The following is a 23,783-nucleotide window of genomic DNA, read 5'->3' as shown; positions in this document are numbered from 1 at the left end:
GTCAGAGGTCGCCGCAGGTCCAGCCCAAGACTTGGTGCCAGTCGCAGTCGATGTCGTCATAGGCCTCTTCGAGCACGGCGTAGTTGGCATTGATGTCGTTTTGGACACCGATGCGGTCGTTTTCGTTCTCAGTCGCGTCAATATCGCTGTCGACCCCCTCGACGTAGTCACCGACTTCATCGACGGCTTCCTGCTGGTCGTCGTCTAACTCGTCGGCGTCTTCGCTGACGGTCTCGTAAGCCGCTTCGAGGTCTTCAGCATGCTCTTCGAGTTCGTCTTCCGTGGGCACTTCGTCCCCGGCGGGAACGTTAACGGTAATCGACCGTTCAATGTCGCGGGGGTCCCCATCGACGTCAGTCAGGTCTTCTGATTCGCCGATGAGGGTAAAGTCGTAATTCGCACCGCGCATGTCGTGGGCCACCCAGACGTCGACGATACCCGTGATTCCCCCGGGCTCGTCGGCGAACCGGTTGAAGACGATACTATCGGCGAGTTCATTCTCTACGGCAGGGAGGTCGAAATTCGTTATCTCCACAGTTTCACCGACGTAGATTCCTTCGTCGAACCAATCGCGTTCCATCACCTCTTGGTCGCCGAACTTGAGGGTCGCGCCGCCGTCGAAGCTATGCTGGCTGACCCGGAGCGGGTCGGCGTGTTCGACATTGTCGATTCGAACTTCTTCTACTGTAACACTGATAGTGGAGTCGTAGACAACGGGAGCTTCGACGCGAGCACCATCACCGGAGAGGAGGCCGCTGGTCTCCGTGTCGGAGATACCGTCGAATCCAACATAGAGGTTCTCAACGTGGATTTCCGTGCTGTCTTCGCCGCCACGTTCAAGTTCGGCGTCAACCGGCACGTCACGGACCTCCTCTTTGCCGGGGATGTGTTCTTCGCTTACTGTCGTCTCCCCGCCGGCATCAACCTCAACCGTTCCGCTCCAGACCTCGGCGGGGTCGTTTTCTTCGTCGTCGTCACCGAGCCACAGTGTCAGTTCCTCTGACTGTGCAGCGTGTTCGTTCGGGTTTGTTACGGTCGCTGTGATGGTCGCTTCCTCTTCGGCGAAGACCGGAGCGGGCTCTTCGAGCTCGACCTCCATCGGCTCGTAGACGGTGACGCTACGTGCCTGCTCGCTGCTGTCTTCGCTTTGGACGGCGATGTCGACGGTGCCGACATCCTCGGAGGTGAATACGACATCGAGACTGACATCGGTCTCTTCGCCAGCGGCAAGCTCTATCGTTTCCTCCTCGGCGGTTTCGGGGTCTGCGTCAGGGACATCGAGTGAAACTGTCTGCTCGCCGGGGTTGTCGCCGATGTTTTCGATGGTGGCATTCATCGTCGCCACCTCATCGACTTCGATAGCTTCGGGGGCGTCATTGAGGTCGACAGTGAAGCTCGGCGGAGCGTTGACATCGATTGTCTCCGTTTCGTAGCCGTCTTCCACCTCGGCGTTGTGTGTCGTGACGTTGACCTGGAGGCGCGTGTCGTGGCCGTATTCAGGGATTTCGAGGCCATCATCGTTTTCGAAGTCGGCTGTATCGTGCTCTTCAGGGTCCAACGAGAGGGTCTTTTCATTGAGCACACTGTCGACCACCGTTTGGTTGTCGAGGTCGTACAGCGTTGCGTTAATCGTCTGGGTGTCGGGCAGGTCGCCGTCGTTCGTGACGTTTGCCTCGAATTCGAACGTCTCAGTGGCGTTTATCGTCTCGGTGGTATTCTGGATTTCTGGGTCGAAGTGGGGGCCACCGTAGACGGTGATTTCGGCGTCGTCAGAGACGCCGTTGGCGAACAATGCGACGTTTGTCTCGTCGGTGTTGGCAACCCCTTGCTGCTGTGCGCCGGTGAGGTCCCAATCGTCTATGATGTCAGATTCGACGTGTGCGTCGCCGGATTCAGTGTAGCCTTCGAGCGTGGTGGGGTCGTTGATGTTGGTGTATGCCTCGTAGCCACCGGTGCCGACTTCCAGCCGGAGGTCCTCACTTTCTATGGTCACCGGCTGCCCGCCCTCGTTTTTCACCGTGTATTCAAGCTCTGCTTCGTCTCCGATGTGGTCAATACCGACCAGTTCGTTGTCGTCTTCGACCGCGTCTTCATCAATGTAGACCTCTTCGGAGACGGAGTCGATGCTCACGCTGAGTGCCGACGGCTCCGCTTCCGGAACCAGCTCCTCTGTATCCAACAGCACTGTATTCGTCACCTCATCGATGACCATCACTTCAACCGTGTCGCCTTCATCAACGAAGTGCGTTCTAAACACGGAATCGCCTTGGTCAAAGCTATCAGTGTCGTCGTAGCGTTCGCTGTCGGACACATACGACGACCCACTATCTACTCTAACCTCGACCTCATCGGCGTTCAGCGAATCACCCTGGGTGTGTGCGATTTCGACCTCATTTGCGGTGACATCGGCCACTTCGATATCAACGTTCGGGTCGCTGTTGTCTGTCGCGTAGTTCGGAAACGTCGCCGCGCCGAAGCCGACCACGACCACCAGTACAATCGCGACCAGTAGTATCGACCCGACGACGTTCGACTGTCCACGGATATCTGCCAACGCTTTGCGTATAGCCCCCACCATTGCGAATCGGTCTCTATCGTGGATTGTCTTTCATAGTAAATAAATCTGTGGTAGATATAGTCGAAAATAGGGCAACGTTTGCAAATCAGAAAGTCGACGTAGAGAGCCGCTACAGCCAATAAAACAAAAGAAAACTAAACAACAGTTTCCACTTGTCTCCCGGTTTTAATATCGGCGCGCCCGTGGCCCCTGCCATGGCCATTGCCCCTGCGCTCCGTGCCGTCATCGCGGTGTTTCGCGGCCGAGCAAGCGACCTCCTCCCGGCGTTCTTTTTGACCCCAGCTATCTCCGCTGTCGTACAGGTCGTCGGGCTCGGCGGCTTCGCGCTGTCCTATCTGTACTTGGCGACAACGGGGCGGCTCGAACGGTTCCAGTCAGCGCTCGCAGACCGCGAACTCGACCCACCATCGCCGGAGGACCCGGCGTTTGAAGCGTGGCTCGAAGAGCTGGTCCCGGTCTTCGAGGTGCTCTTGCCCCCTGCAGTAGTCGGGCTGCTGGCAGTGACAGCGCTTGTCGCCGTCGTGTTGTTCGTCGCGCTGTACGGTGTCGCACTCGCGGCACAGCTTTCGGCGTCCGTGGCGACGCTTCGTGACCGACGGGGAACGACGGCCGCGCTCGCGGGCGCACGCAGGCACACGGGAGCGATGGTCGTGCTCGTCGTCTTCGAGGTCTTCCTGTGGGTGCTCGCGACGGCCGTCGCGGGCGTGGCCGGCGCGATGGCGGCGCTGCTGCTCCCAGGCATTCTCTTTGTCGCCGTTGCGTTGGTGGTCACGCTCGCGTGGCTCGCCGCCGTCGTCTGCATCCGGGCGCTTTTCGCCTTCGCTCCGGTGGCCGTCGTCGAAGACGGCGTCGGTGCCGGGGATGGGCTCCGGCGCGCTGGTGGCTACATCCGGCGCAACGCTGGTGACGCCGTCGGCTACTATCTGCTGGCTCTCGGCCTACTCGGCGTCGTCGGCGTGTTGAGCGGCGGTGGCGAGGCCGGTGCCCGGGCTGCCGCTGTCGCGGGCTTTGTGGTCGTCTCGCCCGCGCTGGCTGTGCTGAAGACGGCGCTGTATGCGGGGACGGTCGATGCCATCGCGCCGCCGGCCGTACCCGAGCGGTCGGCGGCGGCACAGCTCAGTTCCGGGCTCCGGCGCGGCCTTGCCGAGCTCGGGGCGTTCGTTCGGGCAACGCCGGGGACCCACGCCGTTGCGACGGGGCTCATCCTCGGCGGGTTTGGACTCGGGTGGATGCTCGCGGCCCCCTATGAGGGCCTCGTAACAGCCTCTATCGAGGCGCGGCTGGAGGACCACTTCGCGCCGACGGCGGCGGTCTTTTTCGCTGCCAACAACTGGACCGTCGCGGTGGGGACGGCCCTTTCGGGGCTTACACTGGCGGTGCCCGCAGCGGCGTCGCTGGTGTTTAACGGCGTCGTCTTCGGCGTGTACGGCCGGCTTGAGGCCGACCCCGAAGCGCTCGCTGCGTTTGTCGCTCCACACGGTGTCCTTGAGATTCCGGCCATCATCGCGGCGGGCGCGGCTGGGCTGTGGCTCGGCGTCGCCGGCTGGCGGCGGCTCCGTGGACGGTGTTCGGATGCCGAACTGGCCGACCGCATCGAGAGAAGCTTCTGGGTGCTTGTCGGTATCGGCGTCGTACTGGCTGTAGCCGGCTTCATTGAGGGCTTTATCAGCCCGAGCGTCGCCGGGCTCGTGTGACTACAGCGTCGTCTCTTCGCCGTCCGTCCGGGAGACGTTGACATCGCCGGTCGCGGCGTCGACTTTGACCGTCCGGCCGCAGTCGCCGCCGACCTCCTCGCCGACCAACTCGATGCCGCGGTCGGAGAGCTCTTCGCGTGCGACCTCGATGTTGCGGTCGCCAATCGAGTCGCCGTCGTCGGAACCGAAATCGACAACGGCTGCACCGCCGGCTATCTTTGCCCGCAGCGACGCCTTCGATGCACCGTGCTCAAGCAGCGCATCAACGACGACATCGATGCCGGAGTCGACAAATCGTTCCGGCGGCCGGTCGTCGTTGCCGTCCCGCCGTGGCAACATCGGATGGACGAGCGCGCTGACGCCGGCCTCCGGGTCGTAGATGGCGAGGCCGAGACACGACCCGAGGCCGCTTGTCGAGATAGTGCCCGCTTCCGCGACCGCGTAGTCGGCTATCGAGACTTTGATTCGTTCGCTTGTGTCGGATTCGGCCGGAAGTGCAGCCACCGGTCAGAACACCTCGTCAGGTTCGACCTCGGTTTCGTCGGCCCGCTCAACGAGTAAGTCGTCAAGCACATCGGTCAACTCTGCCTCATCAGGAAGGGCGAACATCTCACACCGGAAGACACCGTCGCCGTCGGTGTTGATGACCGAATCGAGCATGAAAGCGTGCTCTTGGGTGCGGGCCATGCGTCCGACGATGGGACTCATTATCGACGACCCCATGTCGGCGACAAACGTCGGCGGCGAGTGGTCGATGGACGTCTGTAGAACGTTTGCCCACCCGTCGATAAAGCCGCTCGTCATGATATTGCCGAGTTCCTTCATCGCGCTTTGTTCCATCTCACCCCAATCGCCGTCGGTTTCAACCGGCACGAGCGCGTCAACGACCGAAGACGCCGATGACTGGTCGAAGAGGATGACGAGGTAGCCACTCGGCGTGCCCTCGTACTCCATGACCGTTCCGACGTAGCGCCTGTCGCCGACCTCGGCCGGCACGTCGTCGATGGGGACGAACGTCATTCGGTTTACTTCGACATCCGTCGTGAGGCCGGTCATCGTGGTGATGTTCTCGGCAGCCTTTTCGGCGCCGTGCATCGTCATCTCGTTGAACACTTCGAACTTCTCGAAGGGGATGCTATCGTCCTCGTCGGGGTCGAGCGCGTCAACGAGCGTGTCCCGCTCGGGAACCAGCAAGATATGGAAATCGACGGCCTCGGAGACGGCTTCGACACGGCTTCGGAAGACGAACACCTGCTCGTCGCTGTCGGCGGCCGACGCGGGCAGTACGTCGGAGCCAGTCCCTTCCAGATACGTCGGCGTCGAAATGTCTATCTGTGCGTCGAGGTGGTCAGCCCAGCCGTCGATGAAGCCGCTTGTCATGATGTTGCCGACTTCTTTTATCGAACTGCGGCGCATCGCCTCGTCGGCACCGGGCGCGAGAACGTTCGTAATGGTCTCCTGTGCGGCCTCGTCGAAGGTTAGTACCGTCTCACCGGAGAGTGCACCTTCGAGTCCAATTTCGACACCGGAGAACTCACCGCCGATGTACTCGTATTCGAGGTCCGACGGGTCCATCAACGAGACGTTTGTCACCTCGACGTGGGTGTCGATGCCGGTCAACTGCGACAGCGATTGGGCGGCCGACTGTGCACCGTCGCGGGCGAGCGTGTTGTACGTCTCCAGCGAGTCGATGTCGATCTGCATGTCAGCCGCCCACGACGTTCTCGATTTCGTCAAGCACGCTCGGTTTCTGGAACGGTTTGGTGATATATCCTTCCGCGCCGGCCTGAATCGCGCTTTTCATCTTCTGTTCCTGCCCGACGCTGGTACACATGATGACCTTCGCCGAGGGGTCGCTGTCGGTGATCTCGTCTGTCGCCTCGATACCATCACGAATCGGCATGACGATGTCCATCATCACGAGGTCGGGGCTATGCTCCTGGTAGAGCTCGATGGCCTCGACGCCGTTTTCGGCCTCGCCGACGATGTTGTACTCCTCTTCGAGAATCTCACGGAGGAGGCTGCGCATAAACTCGGAGTCGTCTGCGATCAAGACGTCCATCTCTAGGCACCTCTACTAGGACCAACTATGTGAAACTACCTTCATCCTCATCGCTCGAAACGACGGGAGCCGAAGCAGTGGCGTGACATGGACGTCACTGCTGGGCTTCGTCCCGGATGGCGTCGACAAGCTCCGCAATCGAATCGGACGTATCGAGGTCGTGCTTCCGGAGCAGCTTCGCCAGGTTGGGCGTCTCCGTCGAGGCCAGCGCCGATTCCCGAAGCAGAATGTCGATGACCTCGTCGGCGGGCGTGTCATCGGTAACGTGCTGGGCGTACCACTGGACGAGGTTTTCGAACGTCGCGATAACGTCGTCTGAGGCCGTCCGGTGTCGGACAGTCGTACCGTCAAAGCGGGCGACGATATCCAGCCCGTACCGGGAGTCGGTGCGCTCCAACTCGTCGGCCAAGAGCGACCGCGCGGCCTCGGGGCTAACTGGTGTGCTGTTGGGGGCTGGCTCCCGTTGCCGGCCGCCGCGGTCCTGTTGGGGCCGCTCCTCGCGGTGCTGGGGGCCGCCGCGGTCCCGCCGCTCGCGCCGTCCCTGGCGGTCGTCTTCGGAGCCGCGGTCGGGAACGTTCGGCGGTCCGCTGCCCGGCGAGACGACGTACCGACCCTGGTCGTCGAGTTCCTCGACGTACTCGCTGTCCGAGAGGTCGAGCTCGTCCGGCGACAACACCTTCCCGCCATCACCGCCGCCCTTCTCGTTTGGTACGTCCGGGTCGACGTAGTCGTCGTCACTGTCGTCGCCGTCATCGTCGGGGAACTCCGGTGGGATGTCGTCAGGCATCGTTCTGGGTTAGGCTCTGAACTGGATGGTGGCCTCGTTTTCGTTGACGCTGACCGAGACCCGCGTTTCGCCGTCGATGTCGACATCGTCCGTGTCGGCCTCGATGCGAACCACAGCCCCCGGTGTCCATACCTCGTCGTCACCGACTACCTCCGCTTCTACGGCATCCGGGTTGATAAATTGTCCCTCGATCAGCAGGTCGATACGCTCCGGTTCGGCCGGTAACTCCACTGCGCCGACGTTCTTGACCAATAGCGTGACCTCGTCGCTGCCATCGTCGTAGATTCCGTCTGCGCCGGTGTCGCTGATAATCTGGATATCCGTCTCGATGCTCTCGCTCATCCCGTCGCTTTGTTCGGTTATCGACTGGCTCACCCGGTCGACCTCGGTAACGAGCGTACCGGCGACACCAGCGGCGACGACGAGACTGGCGATGAAGATTATCAGGTGCGACGCCGAGACACTACCCATCGCTTCTCACCCCCGCCACGGCCCCGGCAGCACTGCGACCGCCACAGCGGCAACAGCACCGCATCGATTCGAGCGCCTGTGTTGGTTGTCGTATCATGGTATATTACGCCTCCGCGGGGAACTCGATGGCTCGCTCGGAGCCATCGACCGAGATCGACACTCGGTTGCCGCTGCCATCCAGCTCCTCATCGAGCGTTATCTCGAACTCGAGGACTTCGTCTTCGGCCCAGACCTCGTCGTCGCCGCCGTTGGGCGACTCCAGATTGAGATTCTCCGATGTGATGAGTTGCCCATTGACAAGGACGTTAATCCTATCCGGGTCCTGATGTAAGGAGGTCGAGCCGGCGTTTCTGGCATACAGCGTAATCAGTGCATCCACAGTCTCCCCGTCGTTGTTCTCGACATCCTCCTGATAAAAGCTGGACCCACGGCCGTCGTTGAGTATCTCTATATCGGTGTTTATTGACTCACTGATGGCATCACCCTGCGATTCGGCGGAGGTGGAGATGTCACCGACAGTCGTCACGAGCGTTCCGGCCACGCCCGCCGCCACGAGGATGCTGGCGATGAAAATAATCAGCGTCGAGGCGGAAATCCCACTCATGTCTCACCGTCGGTGATATCGTTGGTCGCTCGTTCGATACCGTTCTCCGTGACGACCTTCACTCGGTCGGGTTCCGTGGTCGCACCCACCGTCATCGTCAGCGTCTCCGCGGGCAGCCACAGTTCGGCGTCAGCGTCGCCTTCGACTGTCGTTGCTAGGTTATCGGCGTCGGTCTGCATCGCCCCGTCGACGAGCAGGTCGGTGTCGGCCACCGAAAGCGACGTCGTACCGGTGTTCTCAAGCTCGATGTCGAGTTCCTCAGCATCGTCGTCGTAGGTCGCCGCCGCGATTTCAACGTCGGTGTTGAGCCGCTCTGTCCCCTGGTCGATTTGGGTACCCTGTGCGCTGGCGAGGTTGCCAACACTCCCCATCAGCGGCGGGACGGCGATGCCAGCAGCGACAACCAGCCCGATGAAGACGATGACCGCCGAGCCGCTGACGCTAAAGCCCATCGACGCTCACCCCCGTCTTCGGGCCGGACCAACGGCTGCCCGCGTCGCTGGGCCCGCGGTGCCGCTGAATGCCGTTCGCAGTGTTCATAGTGGGGCTGCTCGGCGGCCGCGGAACCGATGCCCCATACCGCGGCCGCCGAGTCGGTGCTCGTCTACGGATACCCGCGTCTGACACTAAAGCCAGTCCTCCGTTTCACCGCCCGAAACAAGATGTGATTCGTGCGTGCGCGGCGGGCGGCTACTCGTCGTCGGTCGGTTCGTCGTCGCTATCGGCGTCTCCGTCGGCGTCGCCGCCGTCCGACCCGTCGTCGGCGTTCTCGCCGCCGTCGTCGCCCGCGTCGTCGTCTTCATCGGTGTCGGTTTCGCTTGCTCCGTCCTCGTCGATAACCATCGCCATCGTCTCGCTGATGCGCTGGCCGTACTCCTCGGGGCCGATTTCCTCGTCGGCGTACTCCTGTGCCCACTCCGTTTCGGCGTGCCACGACCAGTCGTTGCCCTCGTCGTGGAGGTGGCCTTCTAGCCGCTCGACATCCCACTCATCGATAATCCGCTCGACGAACGCCATCGCCACGTTGGCAATCGCGTCGTTGGGGTCCTCATCAAAGCCGTGCTCGACGCTCACGATACGGTCTTCGAGTTCGACCGAATCGACCTCGACGCCGCGGTCGGTAATCTCCGCCCGCAGCGCCTCGATGTGTCCCTCGTCAGTCGTCGGCGCATCGTCGTCGCCGCCGAGACAGCCAGCCAGCCCGGCGACCGCGCCGGCCGCGACCCCCGAAACGAACGTCCGTCGGTGCATATACACGAGCAAAGTGGATGTGGACGTATAAGGAGGGTCGGTGTTTCACGCGCCGAGTTCGGCGGTGAGTGCTGCGGCTGGTGGGTTGGGTAATAAAAGGAAGGAATTAGGTGGTATCCGCGTTAGCCGAGGCGGATTTCGTCGGCCTGGTCGGGGTCGGTGTTGCCATCAAGCTGTGGGTCGAGGGGGTCTTCGATGATGAAGCTGTTTTCTGCCTGTGTTCCCTCTGCCGTCGTAATCACAATATCAACCGTTGTCCCTTCGTCAAATTGGCCGTCTTCAGGGTCGATCCCGTCGCCATCAGTCAGGTCGAACACGATGGTCGCGGTTGCATCGTCATCACTGGAGGCGGTACTGAGAACTGCCTCGTCATCAGACCGGTCCTCAAGTTCGATTCCGTCTTCCGCAAGGCTGTCAAACTCCTCGGATTCACCGTCGTCAGTGAAGACCGAGATTGTCGTGTCGTTCAGGTCAATCGCACTCGAACCCGGACCCAACTGTACCGTCGTCTCAAACTGGTTAATTCCATCTTCACTATTGGAGACAGTGCCGGTGGTGCTGAGGTAGACGAGGTTGGTTGAGACCTGTTCTGTGCTTTCTTCTCCGGTTGCCTGTGCTTGCGTTTGGAGGAACCCGGCGGTGTTGATAAGCACCCCTGCCGCGATGGCCGCCACGAGGACCAGCGCGATGAACACAATCAGGGTACCAATACCAACCTGACCGCGCTCCTCACTCTCTGTGAATTGCTCAAACATTGTCTTATCTAATCAAGCCGGATTTCGTCGCCGCCCTCAAGCTGTGGGTCAAGCGGGTCTTCGATGATGAAGCTGTTTTCTGCCTGTGTGCCCTCCGACGTCGTAATCACAATATCAACCGTCGTCCCCTCTTCGAAAGGCTCACTCAGTTCATTAGCATCGCCTATATCGAACTCGATGGTTGCGGTTGCGTCGTCATCAGTGGAGTCCGTACTCAACACCGACGAATCACGGCTGTCATCTTCGAATTCGATTCCGCCGTCGTTGTTGTCAGTGTCTTCATCAACCCCACTGAACTCTTGCGATTGGCCATCGTCGGTGAACACCGAGATTGTCGTGTCGTTCAGGTCAATCGCACTCGAACCTGGACCCAACTGCACCGTCGTATTGAACGAGTCAATTCCATCTTCAGCGTCGGAGACAGTGCCGGTGGTGCTGAGGAAGACGAGGTTGGTTGAGACCTGTTCTGTGCTTTCTTCTCCGGTTGCCTGTGCTTGCGTTTGGAGGAACCCGGCGGTGTTGATAAGCACCCCTGCCGCGATGGCCGCCACGAGGACCAGCGCGATGAACACAATCAGGGTACCAATGCCAACCTGACCGCGCTCCTCACTCTCTGTGAATTGTTCAAACATTGTCTTATCTAATCAAGCCGGATCTCGTCCTCGTCATCAAGCTGCGGGTCAAGCGGATCTTCAATGATGAAGCTGTTTTCAGCCTGCGTCCCCTCAGCCGTCGTTATCACAATATCAACCGTCGTGCCTTCGTCAAACCGGTCGTCCTCAGGGTTGATTCCATCGCTTGCATCATCCAGGCCGAACACGATGGTCGCGGTTGCATCGTCATCAGTTGCGTCAGTGCTGAGTACCGATGAGTCACGGTCGGTGTCATCGAATTCAATTCCATCATCAGTGAGGGAGTCACCCTCATCAACCCCATCGAACTCCTCGGATTCACCGTCGTCAGTGAAGACCGAGATTGTCGTGTCGTTCAGGTCAATCGCACTCGAACCCGGACCCAACTGTACCGTCGTTTCGAACTGGTCGATTCCAACGAGGCTGCCAGTACCATCTTCCACAACTTCACCGGTGGTGCTGAGGTAGACGAGGTTGGTTGAGACCTGTTCTGTACTTTCTTCTCCGGTTGCCTGTGCTTGCGTTTGGAGGAACCCGGCGGTGTTGATAAGCACCCCTGCCGCGATGGCCGCCACAAGGACCAGCGCGATGAAAACGATCAGGGTACCGATTCCAACCTGACCGCGTTCCTTCGTTTCTGTTAGTGTTTCGAACATGCTTTGGTATGCACGCCCGCCGGGACCCCTGGGCCGTGCGGCCGCAGGGGTTCGCCTCGGACGTTACCCGGTGGTACTCCCTACATACTCCTAAAAGCGACACGCAATTTCGTGCTCGTATCCGCACTCGAATTGGGGAGTAATAGAGGGAAAAGCTATAAGACGGCAGACGCGCTTGGTAGACTGTCAATCTCGGACCGGCTCGGCGGCCAACAGGTCCTCGGCGGCCGGAAAGAGGACGTTGTTCTTCACAGCGAGCGCACACGTGCGTGTCCAGTATCGAGCGCCTCGACCCCGCGGAGCCCGGAGCAGTCGTTACGTGAACCCGCGCGCTGGTCGTACGATGTGGCAGCCGGACGTTCAGCAATAGAGTGACCGCCGGTGAAATCGCCAGTGGAAATATTAACGACGTGTGGGATGCACTCACAGTATATGGCGACAGCGGTGAAGATAGACGACGAGACAAAATCGAAGCTCGAAGAGCTGCAGGCTGATATCCGGCGTAAAACAGGGTCGAAGGTCACACAGCAAGCGATTCTCAGCAAGCTGGTCGGGTCGGCAATCGATTCCCGCTCGGAGGTCGTCGATTCGTTCCGAAAGACAGACCGGAGCCTGAGCGAGACGGCTATCCAGCAATTCAATACGGGCCAAATCGCCTCGGGCATCGAAACCGACGAAGAGAATATCGACGACGCTCTCTACTGGTAATTCTTTCTGTAGCCTGTCAGCCAACGTTATTACTGTGGGAGTGAGTACATCCACGCGTGATGCCCTCCATACCAGACCGAGCCGAATCGGGACTGTTTCGGCTGTGTGTGCTGCTCTCGACCGCTGGCCGCCGCGTTGTCGACGCCGCTCGCGCGTGGCTCTGTGGCCCATTCAAAACCGCCCTGTTCGGCCGTCGGCCGATGTCGCTTGTCGCGGTGCTTTCGGGCCTTCTTTTGGCCGTCGCCAGCGCCGCATTCATCCAGACGACGGTTGGGACCGCAGTACTAGCCGAGCGTGTCGTCGAAACGTGGACCGGCGAATCGCCGCATCCGCCGCTGTTTATCGCGGCCGGCGGCCTGCTGGCGGTGGGCGCCGTCGCCGCCGCGCTTGGTGCGGGCCTCCTGCCGACGCTGGCGCTTGTCGGTGGGCCGCTGTTCGGTGCCGGTGTGACCACCTACGGAACCCAGTATGCGGTGTTGGGACAGACACAGGTCGTCTCGTTGCCGCAGGCGGTTGGCGACGGCCTCGGCGTCGCTGTCTGGTTCGGCCTCCCGATAGCCGTCGCCGCCTTCGTTGTCGGGCGACTGCTTCGGCGGGTCGTCGATGCCCTGCTGGGCGGTGCCGGCGGTGCCGGCACAGCGGGACACGCACAGCGGGACTGACGGCGATGCCTGCTTACTCCGGTGGCTCGACCGGCGGCGGGCCGACGATTTCGATATCGTGTGCCGGTGCGAGCTCTGACACCCGTCCGATGGCGTCCTCGGACGGCGGCGTCGTCGGGACAGTCTCCGTCGCGGCCGGCTTGCCGACGGCCTCGATAAACTGCTCGAAGCCGGCCGGCGATGTCGAAGCGAGAATCGTCGCCTGTGTGACGGCGTGGAGGCTGTGTGGCTCGCCGTTGGGCAACACTGCTGACGCACCCGTATCGAGCGATGTGACCGAATCCGGCGTGTGAACGTCGATTTCGCCATCAAGGACGTGAATCGTCTCGGTGGCCTCCCGGTGGATGTGCATCGGCGGCGCATGGCCCTCGCGGAGCCGCATCTCGACGACGGCCCGCTGGCCGTCGGTCGCGTCGCCGTCGATGCGGACATACGAGAGCGTATCGAGGAACTCGAACGCCGCCGCTTCGGTCGCTTCGCCCGTCGTCGGTGTGTCAAATTCACCCATAGATAGAGCCGACGGCCGGGGACCAAATGGCTCTTTGGGACGGCTGGCTCAGACCCGCCGGGTGAGGTGGTCCCGGAGCGTCCGCTGGCAGTCTGCCAGCGTCGAATCGAGTTGAACGAGCGTCGAAAGCGCCGGATAGGTGGCCGGCTGTGACTGATAGAGATATCGGACAAGCGTCCGGTGGTTGATGCCGGCATCACCGCCGCGGCTGGTCGTACTCGCCAACAGTTCTTGGCGGCGCTCGAGCAGCCGCTCGCAGGTCTCGCGGTCTGCGGCCAGCGCCTCGTGGCGCTGTCGCAGTCCGGGAAAGCCGAACTCGAAAAGCGATGTCTCGTTGCGCTCCAGCAAACGGTCGGTGATGTCGTCGTAGGCCTCGACCGCAGTCTGGAGCGACTCGGCCTCCCGCGTCAGCGCCCGTTCCATTACCGCAAGCTCAGCGTGGCGGTCATCAACGGCGGCGAGAATCGCGGTCTTGAGCTGCGGCGTGAACTCGTGTGTCGTCTCCGGGGACAGCGCGGCGGCGATAGAGTCACCGAGTTCCGCACCGAGCGTCTCGATGACCGACTCCTCGCGGTCGATGTCGTCCGTGCTGTAGGGTCGAACCGTCTCGGCAAAGGCCGCTCTGATTTCGCTACAGCCGCGGTCCGGTCGGCTACGGCGTTGGAGACCGACGGCTGCGGCTCCAGCGCCGGTGGACGCCGCCGATGTCGTGGAGTGGGCGTCAGTCGCCGTCGTCTCGACAGTCGTTCGAAACCGCTCGTAGGCGCGCCGCTCGTCGGCAATCACGTCCTGCTCGTCGGCAACGCGGCCGGTGGCCCGGTCGAGGTGGTTTGTGAGTGCCATGTTAGGCCTTCGTCGTCACTGCAGGTCGGTCGGCATCGCTGTCGGTCGTCGCCAGCGGGCTGTCACCGGGGGACTGCCGCACGGTGAGGTCGTACCGTGGCAGCCGACGGTCGTACCGCCGCAGGCGAGTGCGATACTGTGCTGCGAGTCGGGCAGCCTCGCGGGCGGTCAGACAGTCCCGAAACCGGAGTCCATCGGCCGGAACCGGCCGCTCGCCCGTTCGCGAGCAAACAACGTAGGTCCCGTCGGGGTCGGCCAGTGATTCAATGTGCCGCCGGAGGGCGCGGAGCATTCGTTCGTTCATTTAGGTTGGCCTAAAGCGGCCGAGGGTAAATATTTTAGGTAAGCCTAAACCATGCGGATAGGAACACGCTATCTGTCACGTATCAACATTCTCGACGCCAGTACCAGCAAGCGGTAGCACCGCTGTTGTTCGGTGAAGCGTCGGTGAGAAGTTTGCGTGGGTGCTGTCTTCGAGCACCCGCACTGTGTGGGCGGCTGTGGGCCGCCAGCAGTGCGTGGGACCGGATTTGAACCGGCGGACCTCTACAGGACAGCGCCCTCAACGCTGCGCCGTTGGCCTAGCTTGGCTACCCACGCACGTCGTATCTGTCTGCACTCTCCTGTAGCAATGGGCACAATAAAAGGGCTTTCCTTTCGGCCCGGGCCGGCAACCCCTCGCACGGTTTCGACAGCGGGCGGGGCGACAGGCGGTCGCTGCCGGTCGCGCAACCGGAGAGCCGACAGAGCGCGAAGTTGAAGTGTGTTCCCGAAGACGTGGCTGGTATGGCGAAGTATTCGACCGGCGGCGTCGGCGGCGACGAAAGCGGTGCCTGCGAACTCTGTGGGGCCGAAGACCGGTCGCTTGAGACGGCGACCGTTGCCGGAGCCGAGCTCAACGTCTGCGACCAGTGCCTAAAGCACGGCGACGGCGACGCCGGCCAGACCGACACCGAGGACCGAACACAGGAACGCAAGCGCCGCAAGAAAGCGGCACAGAACGTCGCCCGGCTGGACGACGCCCGCAAGGTCGACACCGACTGGCAGGAAGACACCGAATACGAAGAAGACCCCCTGCCGTATCTCGTCAGCGACTACGGAACCTTGGTCGAGCAGGCCCGACAGGCCGAAGGGCTACAGATAGACGAACTCGCACGCGAGGTCGGCGCTGACGAGGACGATGTCGTCGCTGTCGAGCAGGGCCGGGCCGCCCGCGCCAACGTCGGCGGCTCGCTCATCAGCGCACTCGAAGAGCGGCTGGATATCGAACTCGCCGACACCTGAAATCCCGACCGACAGCCGGCGGCTGAGCCGCCGACCTGCTATTCAACGCGCTCGCTGCCGCCCGGCGGGCAAAACTCCTGTATTCGGTCAGCGCTGGCTATTTTTCGAACGAAGCTCGTGTCGTTGAATCGCTCCCGGAAGGTCCGGTAGAGCCGCTTTGCGATGTCGTTTTGGGCGAACTGGCCGGGCTGGAGCCGCACCGACGTTTCGGCGACGGGCTCGATGGCCGATGGCGGCCCACCGATGACGCGAGTGTCGGGCTCGCATTTGATGCCGACGGCGACGCCGACCTGCATGTCCCGGTAGTAGTTGCGGTCGCCACGAATCACGAAGCCGCCTTTCTCGATGTATTCGCCGCTTTCCGGCGTCTTCGAGACCTGGTCGGGGTCGACCTCGTAGACATCACCCTCGAACTTGCCGTCCTTCCAGACCGACGAATACGACACTGCGAACTGAGCGGCCTCCCGCTTGCTGGTGTCGGGGATATCGACCTCGCGTGCCGGCTCGTCGGGGGCGGTGGCCTTGAGAATGGTCACGGGACCGCCGTGGGCCTGCGCGTGGAAAAAGCGGTCCGAGGGGTCCATGTACTTCTTGACGAGCGCCTCGTTTTGGTCGGCGTCGCGGCCGCCGATAACGAGGAAGTCGTCGCTGGTCCGGAACCACCGGAACTGTTCGTACCACTTCTCGTCGTACCGGACCGGCACCGACGCCATCGAGAGGTAATCGCGGTCCGGCGACTCCTCGTCGGCATCATCGTCCTCGTCGTCGTCGGCCTCCCACTGTCTGCGGCGTTCTTTGACGTCTTCGAGGTCCTCGCGGGTGTCTTCGATGGCCGCCTGTGCGCCCTCCTTTTTGCCGCGGACGCGCTTTGCCTCCTGATAGAGCCGGTCGGCGTTCTTCTCGACGCCCATCGTGGGGTCGAGGTCGATTTCCTTGTCGTCGAGGTCGATGGTGACGGTCCCTTCGGCGGCATCGACGCCGACGACAGCCGCGGCGGCGTCGATGCCCCGCTCGGCACCCTCCTCGAAGGTCGTCTCGATTTCGTCCCACGGGACCCCCTCCTCGCGGGCTGACTGCACCGTCGAGCAGATTTCGTCGACGAGGTCGTAGTTGCCGTACAGCAGCTCTGCCTTCTGCTGTTCGACCTCGGCCTGTTTTTCGTACTCCTCGATGGCCCCCTGCTGTTGTTCGATAATGCGTTCGAACTTGGCGATTTCCGACTCGAAATCCGGCTTGTCGTCGCCGGTGTCAGTTTCCGTCTCGGCTTCGGCCTGGAGTCGGTGGAAGTAGGCGTCGATAGCGCCGTTGAAATGTTCGAAGGCGGTCGCATCGTAGCCCTCGGCCGTGTGCTCTTCGAGCGGCAGCGGCGTCGCATCGACGACCTGTCCGTCGTCCTCGTACAGCCGTGGGTCGGTCCGACCCTCGAGGATCGGCTCCCGAAGCCGTTCGAGCGCGCCGAACAGCGCCTCGTAGTCATCATCGGTCGCCTCGTCGATGTCGGTCGTCTTCTCGACGCCGGCGCGCCGACACAGCTCCTCGGCGTAAAGACCGCCGAAGTTGAGCTGGGTCGCAAGCGTCCGCACGAGGTCGCTGTCGGACTCGTCCATCTTCGCGGCGAAGGCCGCATACGAACAGTCCAGCGGGCTAAACCGCTCGTCAGGGTAGCCGTACTGTGCGCCGGGCGCAACCGTCCGAGCGCTCAGCCGCACCGTATCGAGACAATCGATGACCTCGTGGTCCTCGTTGAGAACGGCGATATTGCCGTCGCCGAACAGCTCGGCGACGATGAGTGTCGTTTGGTCTTCGCGTTCGAACCGGAAGGTGAGAATCCGGTCGAAGCCGTACTGTTCGACGCCCTCGAAGTTCGCGCCGGCGATGCGGTTCCGCAGCATCATCGCGAAGTTCGGCGGTCGCCCCGGCGCGTCGGGAACGTGTTCCGGCACCGCCACGTGGGCGCGCTTGGGGTCGCCGACCTCGATGAGCAGCTCAATGCGGCCGCGGTCGTAATCGCGCATCTTCAGCCGGACGAAGTCGTCGCCGTAGAGGTAGGCCTTGTCGACGACGGCACCCGTGTAATCGCGTAACTCGCCGACCAGCGCCGCCAAGTCGACGCTCGTCATCGCCCGCTTTCGGTCCATACACGTCCGTCGTCCGGGCCGGAGAAATGCCTGACGGGTCGCTCGCGCCGGGGCGTCGCCTGTGGTTCGGACGCGGATCGAACGGGAACTCCAGCAGTATCAGTCGCTTGCGGCTTCGATGGCGGCGGCAACGACATCGGAGCGGGTCTCATAGCCCGGCTGCTGGCGGAGCATATCGACCTGCAGCAGCGTCCCCTCCTCGAAGGCGACCTCGACGTCAACAGCCTCGTCTCGGGATGTCATCTCACCCCGACCCACAGCCACCATCGACAAAACGCTGTCGGCTATCTGGCTCGGCTACGGAAACGCAGAACGGCTCAGAAGGGGGCTTCGGCACCAGCGTCGTCAGTACCAGCGTCGTCGGCATCAACATCGTCAGCGTCGACGCCGAGTTCGTCGTGGAGTTCGCCGCGGTTGTCGAGTTCTTCGAGAATGTCGCTGCCGCCGATGAATTCGCCGTCGACGAACGTCTGCGGAATCGTCTCCCAGCCGCTGTGAGACTCCAGCGCAGCTCGGTACGCATCGAGCGCATCGAGAACGTCCTCGGTAACGACGTCGTCGCGATACTTCGTCAGCAGCTGGAGGGCCTTCTTCGAGTAGCCACACTGGGGCATCAGTTCGTTGCCCTTCATGAAGAGGACAACCTCGTTGTCCTCGATGAGCGTGTCGACACGTTCCTGTACGTTCTCGGGGTCTGCGGCGTCGGCGTTGGGGTCGAACGTCATGGGAACGTGTTCGGCATCGACGGGCAAAACAGTTGTGCAGACGGCAGCACCGCCGACGGAACGCCGAACGCTTTTAGGAGTGGCGGGCGGCAAATAACTCATGGCTGATACGAAGACTGCGGTACGCGATGCGGTTGTGGGGACAGCCCCGTTTCTCGCGATTACGGTCATCTGGTTGCTCGTCATGACGGTTCTGTACGCGCTGTTTCTCGTGACAAAGCCCGCCGACATCACCTACGACGCGTGGGTCCACGCGCTGGTTTTCGTGCCGCCGCTCGTCGGCTTCGCCGGCCACGCGCTCCGGCTGGCGCTGCGGCCGGGCGACGCCTGATTGCGGAGCGCAGACGCTGGGTTCCGGACCGGCGAATCGAGAACAGATATACGTGCCCGCCCAGTAGCACGGCGTATGACAGACGAACGCGCCGTCGAGGACGGCTGGTTCGCCGACGTCCCGCCGGGCGACGTCGAGGCGGCCGCGGCGGCGATACGCGATGGCTCCGCCGCCACCGTCGGCGAGTGGCCGTCGCTGGCCGTCGAGTCGGGCGTTGCTGCCGACGAGGACGACTACTACGAGCAGCTTCACGAGGCCGCCGTCGCGGCGACTCGGGCGGCCGTCCATGAGGCCGAGACGGCCGACGACCAGCAGCTCATCCATGCCGTTCGGGCGATGGACGACACCGAACGCGTCGCAAACGAGCTGGCCGAGCGGGTCACCGAGTGGGCCGGCGACCGGTATGACGCCGATGGAACCGGCGTCGAATACGCCGCCTCGTTGGCCGACGCCGACGACCTCGACGACCCACAGCTTCGCTCGCTCGCCGAGCGCATCCGCGACCTCGCGGCGGAAGCCGACGACCTCCGGAGCCACGTCGAGCGTGTCACCCCCGAAATCGCCCCGAACCTCGCGCGGCTGGCGGGACCGGTGCTTGCCGCCCGCCTCATCGCGCTCGCCGGCGGTCTGAAACAGCTCGCCCGCAAGCCGGCCGGAACGGTACAGGTACTCGGCGCCGAGGAGGCGCTCTTTGCCCACCTCCGCGGCCGTGCCCCGTCGCCGAAACACGGCGTCATCTACACCCACGAAGCCATTCAGGGAACCGCACCCGCCCACCGCGGGTCGGCCGCACGGGCGCTGGCGGGGAAGCTCACCATCGCAGCGCGCATCGACCACTACTCCGGGGAGCGAAACCCCGAGTTGGAGGCCGACCTCCGGGACCGTATCGAGCGCATTCAGGCGCGTGATGCCGAATGAGCCTGCCCAAGGGCGTCCAGCGGCGTGACTTCGGTGACGGCGAGCGGCTGGCGACCGAGGGACCACCGGTCTACGGCGAGCCGACGGCCGACGGCTGGCGACAGTGGGACCCGCGGCGCTCGAAGCTCGGCGCAATGCTCGAAACCGACATCGACACCGGGCTCGTGGGCGGCGAAACCGTCCTATATCTCGGCGCTGCTGCAGGGACGACCGTCAGCCACGTCGCCGACTTCGCGGGGCCGACCTACGCCGTCGAGTTCGCGGCGCGGCCGGCCCGGGACCTGCTGACGGCGGCCGAGCCACGGCCCAACCTCATCCCGCTGCTGAAAGACGCCCGCAAGCCCGATACCTACACCCACGTCGTCGAGCCGGTCGACGTGCTGATACAGGATGTCGCCACCCGCGGCCAGGCGAAGGTCGCCCTCGCGAACCGGCGGTTCCTTCGCGACGACGGCCGCCTCCTGCTGGCTATCAAAGCCCGAAGCGAGGACGTGACCGCCGACCCGGACGCGGTGTTCGACGACGTGCTCGAGGAACTCACAACGGGATACGACATCGTCGAGACGCGGTCGCTCGAACGGTTCCACGAAGACCACCTCGCGGTCGTCGCCGAACCAAGCGGCGACTGAGCCAACACTGGCTGGCTATCGGCTTCAAGAGCGTCGTAGGTTCCGTTTGGAGATAGCGGCTAGGCCTCGCTGCGGCATGTCGCAAGCAGGACTCGCCCTCCAAGTGCCACAGCAAGCGCCAGTAGTGCTGCGAGAACACCGAGTCCCGGCTGGTCGTCGGGAACGTCTTCAGGGACGTCATCGTCCGTCTCCGTCGGCGTATCGGGCGTATCTGGTTCGTCAGCTTCATCAGGAGTGTCTTCCTCGACAGCCGGCGGCTCGTCATCAACGAGCGCATCGGTTCCGTCGTTCGACACGACAAACACCGAAAAGCCCGGCGTCTCGGCTTCAATGGTCACATCGGCGTTCGTAGACCCGACGACCTCTGTGTCAAGCTGCTGGTAGCCGCCCGGGACCGCCCGGAGTACTCGAAGCTCCTCCGGCTCGGTGTCTGCGTGCAGCAGTTGTCGGTTATGGATGGTAAACCGGAGCGAGCCGGGGGAGTCGGCGTACGCATCCGGCACAATGACTTCGACGGCGGAAATGACCGGCTGTGTCCCCATCGACGGCGAACGGGGTGGCAGACGGTCACCGTAGCCGTTGACGCGGACGCTCCCCGTGGCAGTCTCATCGAACAGCGTTATCGAATCGAGGTCGTCGATGCGGCCAGTCTGGATGGTAATCCCCGGCTGCCCGGGCGCGCTGTCTTCGATAGCCGTGGACATGCTCGTTGACGGGCCGCCACCGCCGCCACCACCGCCGCCAACTGCGCCGCCACCACCGCCACCACCGCCACCACCGCCGCCGTTACCGGTCGTTGCCGCTTCGACTTCGAAAGTCCGGGTTTCGGTTTCGTCGCCGACCGACAGCGTCGCGTCGTAGTCGCCGGTGTCGGCATCCGAGGGTATCGACACCGACAGGGAGCGGTCGGTGCTCTCGCCGGCACCGAGGTCAACGTCACCCTCGTTGCTGAGGTTGAGCGCATCGATATCGAGCGATATGGTTGCCGTACCGGCAGCCAGTCCCTCGTTTTCGACGGTTACGTCGGCTGAGAGCGTCCCGCCCTGTTCAACCGACTCGGGGACGGTAACTGTCTCGAAAGTAAGCACCGGTATCCGGTCGAGCCGGAAGTCGACGCCGGAGACGTCTTCGCCGGGACCGACGGACACAGTCTCCGTAGCATCCGCGTAGCCGGCCGCGCTCGCTGTGATATCGTGGTCGCCGCGGGGGACGGTGAGTTCGTAGTCGCCAGCCTCGTCGGTCGCTGTCGATTCGCCGTCAGCAGTCACCGTCGCGTTCTCGATTGGGTCGTCAGTTTCGTCGTCAAGGACGGTTCCGCTGACAGTTCCGGGGTCGGCATCGAGAGCGACATCGAGCGTTGTCTCCTCGTTCGGCTCGATTTCAATCGACGCGCCGTCGACCGTGTCGATGGCCCGCTCTTCGAATCCATCGGCGTCGACAGTCACCGTGTACGCCCCTTCGTAGTCGCTGGGCGGCAGCGACAGCTCGTACGCCCCGTTGGCGTCGGTCTCTGTCTCCCGGTCCTCGCCGTCGGCGGTCGTGGCGACGGTCGCGCCCTCAAGCGCGTCGCCGGTGCCCGCGTCGGTGACCGTTCCGACGAGGGTGCCGTCACGTAGCCGGAGGTCGAAGTCGACATCCGCGACGTCTCCGTCGGAGGCGTCGACATTGTCCTCGGTTTCAGCGCCGTAGCGCTCGCTGGCGTCGGCAGCGGTCACGTCGTACGTATCGGCCGGGACGGCGAGTTCATACTCGCCGTCCTCGCCGGTCGCCGTTTCGAAGTCATCGCCGTCAGAAACGGCCGCTATGTCGATGTCTTCGAGCGTCTCGCCAAGTTGACTGTCCTCTACAGTCCCGGAAATCGTGTGGACTGTTTCGGCAATGCGCGTCGTCGTTCTGTCGTCATCGTTATCGGAGAACACCCCAACCTTGGCATCGTCGCCAACGCTGAGGTCAAGGTCGCTGAGACCGTTTCCGTTATCATCGGGGACGGTACCGGTGAGTTCAACCCGAGAGTCGTCGTCGGGGTCGAGCGAGACCTTACTCTCTGTTTCCAGTGTTTCGTAATCGTCGCTGTCTTCGAGGTCGCTCCCGAAGCGCAGTTCGATGTCTTGGTCCCCTTCCGTTTCGCCGTGGTTCGTCACCAGCGCCGAGACGGTCATTTGGCTGTCGGGCTCGACGCTTGCCGGCGCATCGATGTCAGTCACCTCGAAGAAGGCCTCGTCGGTGACGGTGATATCGCCACGCTGGGTGTCGTCGTCTTCGGTGACGATGCCGTGGGACGTGTCGCCGGCATCGACATCGTCGGGGACAGTGTAGGCGAAGGCGACGGCAGTAGACGCCTCGCTGTCGAGCGACACCGTGGTATTGTCGACACCATCGCCGTCGAACTGATACTCGACCGTTCCGGTCCGCTCGGAATCACCCTGGTTTTTGATTGTCGCCTCAACGTTCACCGTCGCCCCGGTCGCAGTCCGGTCCGGAAGCGTCGCGTCCTCGACGATTACCCCACCTTCGCCGTAGACCTCGAACGTCGAGAAGTCGGTGACGGTCGCCTCGACGACGCGCTCGTCCGTGTCGACAGTCGAGTCACCGACGTCTGTCCAGTCACCGTTGCCGTCGTCGTGTCGGTAGAGCGCCAGCGTCTCGTCGACGATGCCGGCGGCGTGGCCGTCGTAACTGATTGTGAGGTCGAGTTCCGAGTCCTCACCGTCGCTTTCGAGGCTGAGGTCGGCACCGATGCCGAACAGGTCTTCGGGGTCGTTCGGGGCGTCGTCGTCGCGTTCAAGTGTCGCCTCCCGGCCGCCGACCGTAACGGGTGGGCCGTCATCGTGGCTGATTTCGATGCTGTTTGCCGCCGGGGCGACATCGCCGAACTCAACGGTCGCTGTAGGGTTTGCATCGACACCCGTGAGCGCGACGTCTGCCGTACCGTCGTCGACGACGAACGCAGTATCGAGGTTCTCGAAGGTCACGCCGTGGCCGTCGATGCCGTCGCTTCCGTGGAGTTCGATACCTGTTCCACCGGTCCCGCTGTCCCGTTTGACCGAGAACTCGTCAAGGGTCGCTATCCCGCCGCCGTCCTGCACCACGAGACCGACAGCGTCGTCGTCCGTGAGGCCGATGCTGGTGGCTTCGATAGTGTCAGCGGAGCCGGTCACCACGACACCGCGGTCGGCGTTTTCGACGGTTGCCCCCTCGATTCGGCTGTCGCTGCCATCTAGCGCGATGTCACCCTCGACGCTGATGCCGTCGGCGGCGTTTGTGATAGTCACATCCTCGACGACAGTGTCGGGCGCGGTCGTCTTGATGCCGGTGTCGATGTCACCGTTGCCGCCGCTGCCGTCGAGTTCGATATCTCGGATGGTCACATCATCGCCGGGAACCGAAATGCCGACCGCATCTGTTTCATCAGTACCGTCCTCAATTTCGATGGTGGGCGTTCCGTCAACTGCCGCAACCTTGACCTCCTCCCACCCGTGAACGGGGTGGGATTCCCACGGCACCGCACCGCTTGGTTGGGAGTTTCAGGTTTGCAGTCTCGTCGGCA

At 62.8% G+C, this 23,783-nt stretch carries 26 protein-coding genes and 1 tRNA gene; 7 read left to right on the top strand and 20 right to left on the bottom strand.

Annotated elements, in window-relative coordinates:
- Position 1: 1 nt before the first annotated feature.
- Complete coding sequence (locus NP_RS05215; RefSeq protein WP_158303755.1) at positions 2-2,554, bottom strand: type IV pilin; 2,553 nt, start codon at positions 2,552-2,554, stop codon at positions 2-4.
- Positions 2,555-2,772: 218 nt separating this feature from the next.
- On the opposite strand from NP_RS05215, the gene NP_RS05210 reads away from it, so the two are divergent.
- Positions 2,773-4,272, top strand: a complete 1,500-nt coding sequence (locus tag NP_RS05210; protein ID WP_011322773.1) for a stage II sporulation protein M — start codon at positions 2,773-2,775, stop codon at positions 4,270-4,272.
- Here the strand turns inward: NP_RS05210 and NP_RS05205 are convergent, their stop codons facing one another.
- From NP_RS05205 to NP_RS05155, 11 genes are all read right to left on the bottom strand, one after another.
- Positions 4,273-4,776 carry a chemotaxis protein CheD gene (locus NP_RS05205; RefSeq protein WP_011322772.1) on the bottom strand — a complete coding sequence of 168 codons (504 nt, stop codon included), beginning with the start codon at positions 4,774-4,776 and terminating at the stop codon, positions 4,273-4,275.
- A 3-nt stretch (positions 4,777-4,779) separates the two neighbouring features.
- Positions 4,780-5,976 carry a chemotaxis protein CheC gene (locus NP_RS05200; RefSeq protein WP_011322771.1) on the bottom strand — a complete coding sequence of 399 codons (1,197 nt, stop codon included), beginning with the start codon at positions 5,974-5,976 and terminating at the stop codon, positions 4,780-4,782.
- A 1-nt stretch (position 5,977) separates the two neighbouring features.
- On the bottom strand, positions 5,978-6,334 hold the full coding sequence (gene cheY, locus NP_RS05195; RefSeq protein ID WP_011322770.1) for a chemotaxis protein CheY: 357 nt from the start codon (positions 6,332-6,334) through the stop codon (positions 5,978-5,980).
- A gap of 94 nt (positions 6,335-6,428) precedes the next feature.
- A complete protein-coding gene (locus tag NP_RS05190) occupies positions 6,429-7,121 on the bottom strand; it encodes a DUF7500 family protein (protein WP_011322769.1) in 693 nt (230 codons plus the stop codon).
- Positions 7,122-7,130: 9 nt separating this feature from the next.
- The gene (locus tag NP_RS05185) at positions 7,131-7,592 is read right to left on the bottom strand and encodes a flagellin (RefSeq protein WP_011322768.1); all 462 of its coding nucleotides are present in this window, start codon (positions 7,590-7,592) and stop codon (positions 7,131-7,133) included.
- Positions 7,593-7,695: 103 nt separating this feature from the next.
- Positions 7,696-8,196 (bottom strand): flagellin, encoded by a 501-nt coding sequence (locus NP_RS05180; RefSeq protein ID WP_011322767.1) that lies wholly within the window; start codon positions 8,194-8,196, stop codon positions 7,696-7,698.
- Positions 8,193-8,648: a fla cluster protein FlaF gene (locus NP_RS05175; protein ID WP_011322766.1), complete on the bottom strand. Its 456-nt coding sequence runs from the start codon at positions 8,646-8,648 to the stop codon at positions 8,193-8,195. Before NP_RS05175 ends, NP_RS05180 begins: the two co-directional genes overlap by 4 nt.
- 238 nt (positions 8,649-8,886) lie before the next feature.
- Positions 8,887-9,447 carry a flagella cluster protein FlaD gene (locus NP_RS05170; protein ID WP_011322765.1) on the bottom strand — a complete coding sequence of 187 codons (561 nt, stop codon included), beginning with the start codon at positions 9,445-9,447 and terminating at the stop codon, positions 8,887-8,889.
- 122 nt (positions 9,448-9,569) lie between these two features.
- Positions 9,570-10,202 carry an archaellin/type IV pilin N-terminal domain-containing protein gene (locus NP_RS05165; RefSeq protein ID WP_011322764.1) on the bottom strand — a complete coding sequence of 211 codons (633 nt, stop codon included), beginning with the start codon at positions 10,200-10,202 and terminating at the stop codon, positions 9,570-9,572.
- Between the two features lie 8 nt (positions 10,203-10,210).
- Positions 10,211-10,834 (bottom strand): archaellin/type IV pilin N-terminal domain-containing protein, encoded by a 624-nt coding sequence (locus tag NP_RS05160; protein WP_011322763.1) that lies wholly within the window; start codon positions 10,832-10,834, stop codon positions 10,211-10,213.
- 8 nt (positions 10,835-10,842) lie between these two features.
- Positions 10,843-11,490 (bottom strand): archaellin/type IV pilin N-terminal domain-containing protein, encoded by a 648-nt coding sequence (locus NP_RS05155; RefSeq protein ID WP_011322762.1) that lies wholly within the window; start codon positions 11,488-11,490, stop codon positions 10,843-10,845.
- 432 nt (positions 11,491-11,922) lie between these two features.
- On the opposite strand from NP_RS05155, the gene NP_RS05150 reads away from it, so the two are divergent.
- Together NP_RS05150 and NP_RS14095 are read left to right on the top strand one after the other, a co-directional pair.
- Positions 11,923-12,198, top strand: coding sequence for a hypothetical protein (locus NP_RS05150; RefSeq protein WP_011322761.1), 276 nt, complete (start codon positions 11,923-11,925; stop codon positions 12,196-12,198).
- Between the two features lie 59 nt (positions 12,199-12,257).
- Positions 12,258-12,860 carry a hypothetical protein gene (locus tag NP_RS14095; protein WP_011322760.1) on the top strand — a complete coding sequence of 201 codons (603 nt, stop codon included), beginning with the start codon at positions 12,258-12,260 and terminating at the stop codon, positions 12,858-12,860.
- 13 nt (positions 12,861-12,873) lie between these two features.
- Here NP_RS14095 and NP_RS05140 read toward each other — a convergent pair whose 3' ends face one another.
- The 4 genes from NP_RS05140 to NP_RS05125 form a co-directional block, all read right to left on the bottom strand.
- Entirely contained in the window at positions 12,874-13,368 is a 495-nt protein-coding gene (locus tag NP_RS05140) for a cupin domain-containing protein (RefSeq protein ID WP_011322759.1), read from the bottom strand.
- Positions 13,369-13,416: 48 nt separating this feature from the next.
- Positions 13,417-14,211, bottom strand: coding sequence for a DUF7260 family protein (locus NP_RS05135; RefSeq protein ID WP_011322758.1), 795 nt, complete (start codon positions 14,209-14,211; stop codon positions 13,417-13,419).
- A gap of 1 nt (position 14,212) precedes the next feature.
- Positions 14,213-14,515, bottom strand: a complete 303-nt coding sequence (locus tag NP_RS05130; protein ID WP_011322757.1) for a DUF7552 domain-containing protein — start codon at positions 14,513-14,515, stop codon at positions 14,213-14,215.
- Between the two features lie 211 nt (positions 14,516-14,726).
- Positions 14,727-14,811, bottom strand: a tRNA-Leu gene (locus tag NP_RS05125).
- A gap of 186 nt (positions 14,812-14,997) precedes the next feature.
- On the opposite strand from NP_RS05125, the gene NP_RS05120 reads away from it, so the two are divergent.
- The gene (locus tag NP_RS05120) at positions 14,998-15,495 is read left to right on the top strand and encodes a helix-turn-helix domain-containing protein (RefSeq protein ID WP_011322756.1); all 498 of its coding nucleotides are present in this window, start codon (positions 14,998-15,000) and stop codon (positions 15,493-15,495) included.
- Between the two features lie 38 nt (positions 15,496-15,533).
- Here NP_RS05120 and rqcH read toward each other — a convergent pair whose 3' ends face one another.
- The 3 genes from rqcH to NP_RS05110 all read right to left on the bottom strand — a co-directional run bounded on the left by rqcH (position 15,534) and on the right by NP_RS05110 (position 18,358).
- Entirely contained in the window at positions 15,534-17,633 is a 2,100-nt protein-coding gene (rqcH, locus tag NP_RS05115; protein ID WP_011322755.1) for a ribosome rescue protein RqcH, read from the bottom strand.
- Positions 17,634-17,732: 99 nt separating this feature from the next.
- Entirely contained in the window at positions 17,733-17,876 is a 144-nt protein-coding gene (locus NP_RS14560; protein ID WP_011322754.1) for a hypothetical protein, read from the bottom strand.
- 74 nt (positions 17,877-17,950) lie between these two features.
- Positions 17,951-18,358, bottom strand: coding sequence for a glutaredoxin family protein (locus tag NP_RS05110; protein WP_011322753.1), 408 nt, complete (start codon positions 18,356-18,358; stop codon positions 17,951-17,953).
- Between the two features lie 100 nt (positions 18,359-18,458).
- Here NP_RS05110 and NP_RS05105 point away from each other — a divergent pair, with 100 nt between their 5' ends.
- The 3 genes from NP_RS05105 to NP_RS05095 all read left to right on the top strand — a co-directional run bounded on the left by NP_RS05105 (position 18,459) and on the right by NP_RS05095 (position 20,236).
- Entirely contained in the window at positions 18,459-18,689 is a 231-nt protein-coding gene (locus NP_RS05105; protein WP_049939507.1) for a hypothetical protein, read from the top strand.
- Between the two features lie 75 nt (positions 18,690-18,764).
- The gene (locus NP_RS05100; protein ID WP_011322752.1) at positions 18,765-19,607 is read left to right on the top strand and encodes an NOP5/NOP56 family protein; all 843 of its coding nucleotides are present in this window, start codon (positions 18,765-18,767) and stop codon (positions 19,605-19,607) included.
- Positions 19,604-20,236: a fibrillarin-like rRNA/tRNA 2'-O-methyltransferase gene (locus tag NP_RS05095; protein WP_011322751.1), complete on the top strand. Its 633-nt coding sequence runs from the start codon at positions 19,604-19,606 to the stop codon at positions 20,234-20,236. The genes NP_RS05100 and NP_RS05095 overlap by 4 nt, the downstream gene beginning before the upstream one ends.
- Before the next feature lie 59 nt (positions 20,237-20,295).
- Here NP_RS05095 and NP_RS05090 read toward each other — a convergent pair whose 3' ends face one another.
- Positions 20,296-23,739: a carboxypeptidase regulatory-like domain-containing protein gene (locus NP_RS05090; RefSeq protein ID WP_011322750.1), complete on the bottom strand. Its 3,444-nt coding sequence runs from the start codon at positions 23,737-23,739 to the stop codon at positions 20,296-20,298.
- Positions 23,740-23,783 lie beyond the last annotated feature (44 nt).

Origin of the sequence: Natronomonas pharaonis DSM 2160 (assembly GCF_000026045.1) — an archaeon.
Taxonomy (GTDB): Archaea; Halobacteriota; Halobacteria; order Halobacteriales; family Haloarculaceae; genus Natronomonas; species Natronomonas pharaonis.
Note: the sequence above shows the minus strand (reverse complement) of the source record. Positions and strands in the feature narration are given on the sequence as shown.

Coding starts and splice junctions, on each gene's coding strand:
- NP_RS05210 (WP_011322773.1), top strand. CDS start 2,773: ATGGCCATTGCCCCTGCGCTCCGTGCCGTCATCGCGGTGTTTCGCGGC.
- NP_RS05200 (WP_011322771.1), bottom strand. CDS start 5,976: ATGCAGATCGACATCGACTCGCTGGAGACGTACAACACGCTCGCCCGC.
- cheY (WP_011322770.1), bottom strand. CDS start 6,334: ATGGACGTCTTGATCGCAGACGACTCCGAGTTTATGCGCAGCCTCCTC.
- NP_RS05190 (WP_011322769.1), bottom strand. CDS start 7,121: ATGCCTGACGACATCCCACCGGAGTTCCCCGACGATGACGGCGACGAC.
- NP_RS05185 (WP_011322768.1), bottom strand. CDS start 7,592: ATGGGTAGTGTCTCGGCGTCGCACCTGATAATCTTCATCGCCAGTCTC.
- NP_RS05180 (WP_011322767.1), bottom strand. CDS start 8,196: ATGAGTGGGATTTCCGCCTCGACGCTGATTATTTTCATCGCCAGCATC.
- NP_RS05175 (WP_011322766.1), bottom strand. CDS start 8,648: ATGGGCTTTAGCGTCAGCGGCTCGGCGGTCATCGTCTTCATCGGGCTG.
- NP_RS05170 (WP_011322765.1), bottom strand. CDS start 9,447: ATGCACCGACGGACGTTCGTTTCGGGGGTCGCGGCCGGCGCGGTCGCC.
- NP_RS05165 (WP_011322764.1), bottom strand. CDS start 10,202: ATGTTTGAGCAATTCACAGAGAGTGAGGAGCGCGGTCAGGTTGGTATT.
- NP_RS05160 (WP_011322763.1), bottom strand. CDS start 10,834: ATGTTTGAACAATTCACAGAGAGTGAGGAGCGCGGTCAGGTTGGCATT.
- NP_RS05155 (WP_011322762.1), bottom strand. CDS start 11,490: ATGTTCGAAACACTAACAGAAACGAAGGAACGCGGTCAGGTTGGAATC.
- NP_RS05150 (WP_011322761.1), top strand. CDS start 11,923: ATGGCGACAGCGGTGAAGATAGACGACGAGACAAAATCGAAGCTCGAA.
- NP_RS14095 (WP_011322760.1), top strand. CDS start 12,258: ATGCCCTCCATACCAGACCGAGCCGAATCGGGACTGTTTCGGCTGTGT.
- NP_RS05140 (WP_011322759.1), bottom strand. CDS start 13,368: ATGGGTGAATTTGACACACCGACGACGGGCGAAGCGACCGAAGCGGCG.
- NP_RS05135 (WP_011322758.1), bottom strand. CDS start 14,211: ATGGCACTCACAAACCACCTCGACCGGGCCACCGGCCGCGTTGCCGAC.
- NP_RS05130 (WP_011322757.1), bottom strand. CDS start 14,515: ATGAACGAACGAATGCTCCGCGCCCTCCGGCGGCACATTGAATCACTG.
- NP_RS05120 (WP_011322756.1), top strand. CDS start 14,998: ATGGCGAAGTATTCGACCGGCGGCGTCGGCGGCGACGAAAGCGGTGCC.
- rqcH (WP_011322755.1), bottom strand. CDS start 17,633: ATGGACCGAAAGCGGGCGATGACGAGCGTCGACTTGGCGGCGCTGGTC.
- NP_RS14560 (WP_011322754.1), bottom strand. CDS start 17,876: ATGACATCCCGAGACGAGGCTGTTGACGTCGAGGTCGCCTTCGAGGAG.
- NP_RS05110 (WP_011322753.1), bottom strand. CDS start 18,358: ATGACGTTCGACCCCAACGCCGACGCCGCAGACCCCGAGAACGTACAG.
- NP_RS05105 (WP_049939507.1), top strand. CDS start 18,459: ATGGCTGATACGAAGACTGCGGTACGCGATGCGGTTGTGGGGACAGCC.
- NP_RS05100 (WP_011322752.1), top strand. CDS start 18,765: ATGACAGACGAACGCGCCGTCGAGGACGGCTGGTTCGCCGACGTCCCG.
- NP_RS05095 (WP_011322751.1), top strand. CDS start 19,604: ATGAGCCTGCCCAAGGGCGTCCAGCGGCGTGACTTCGGTGACGGCGAG.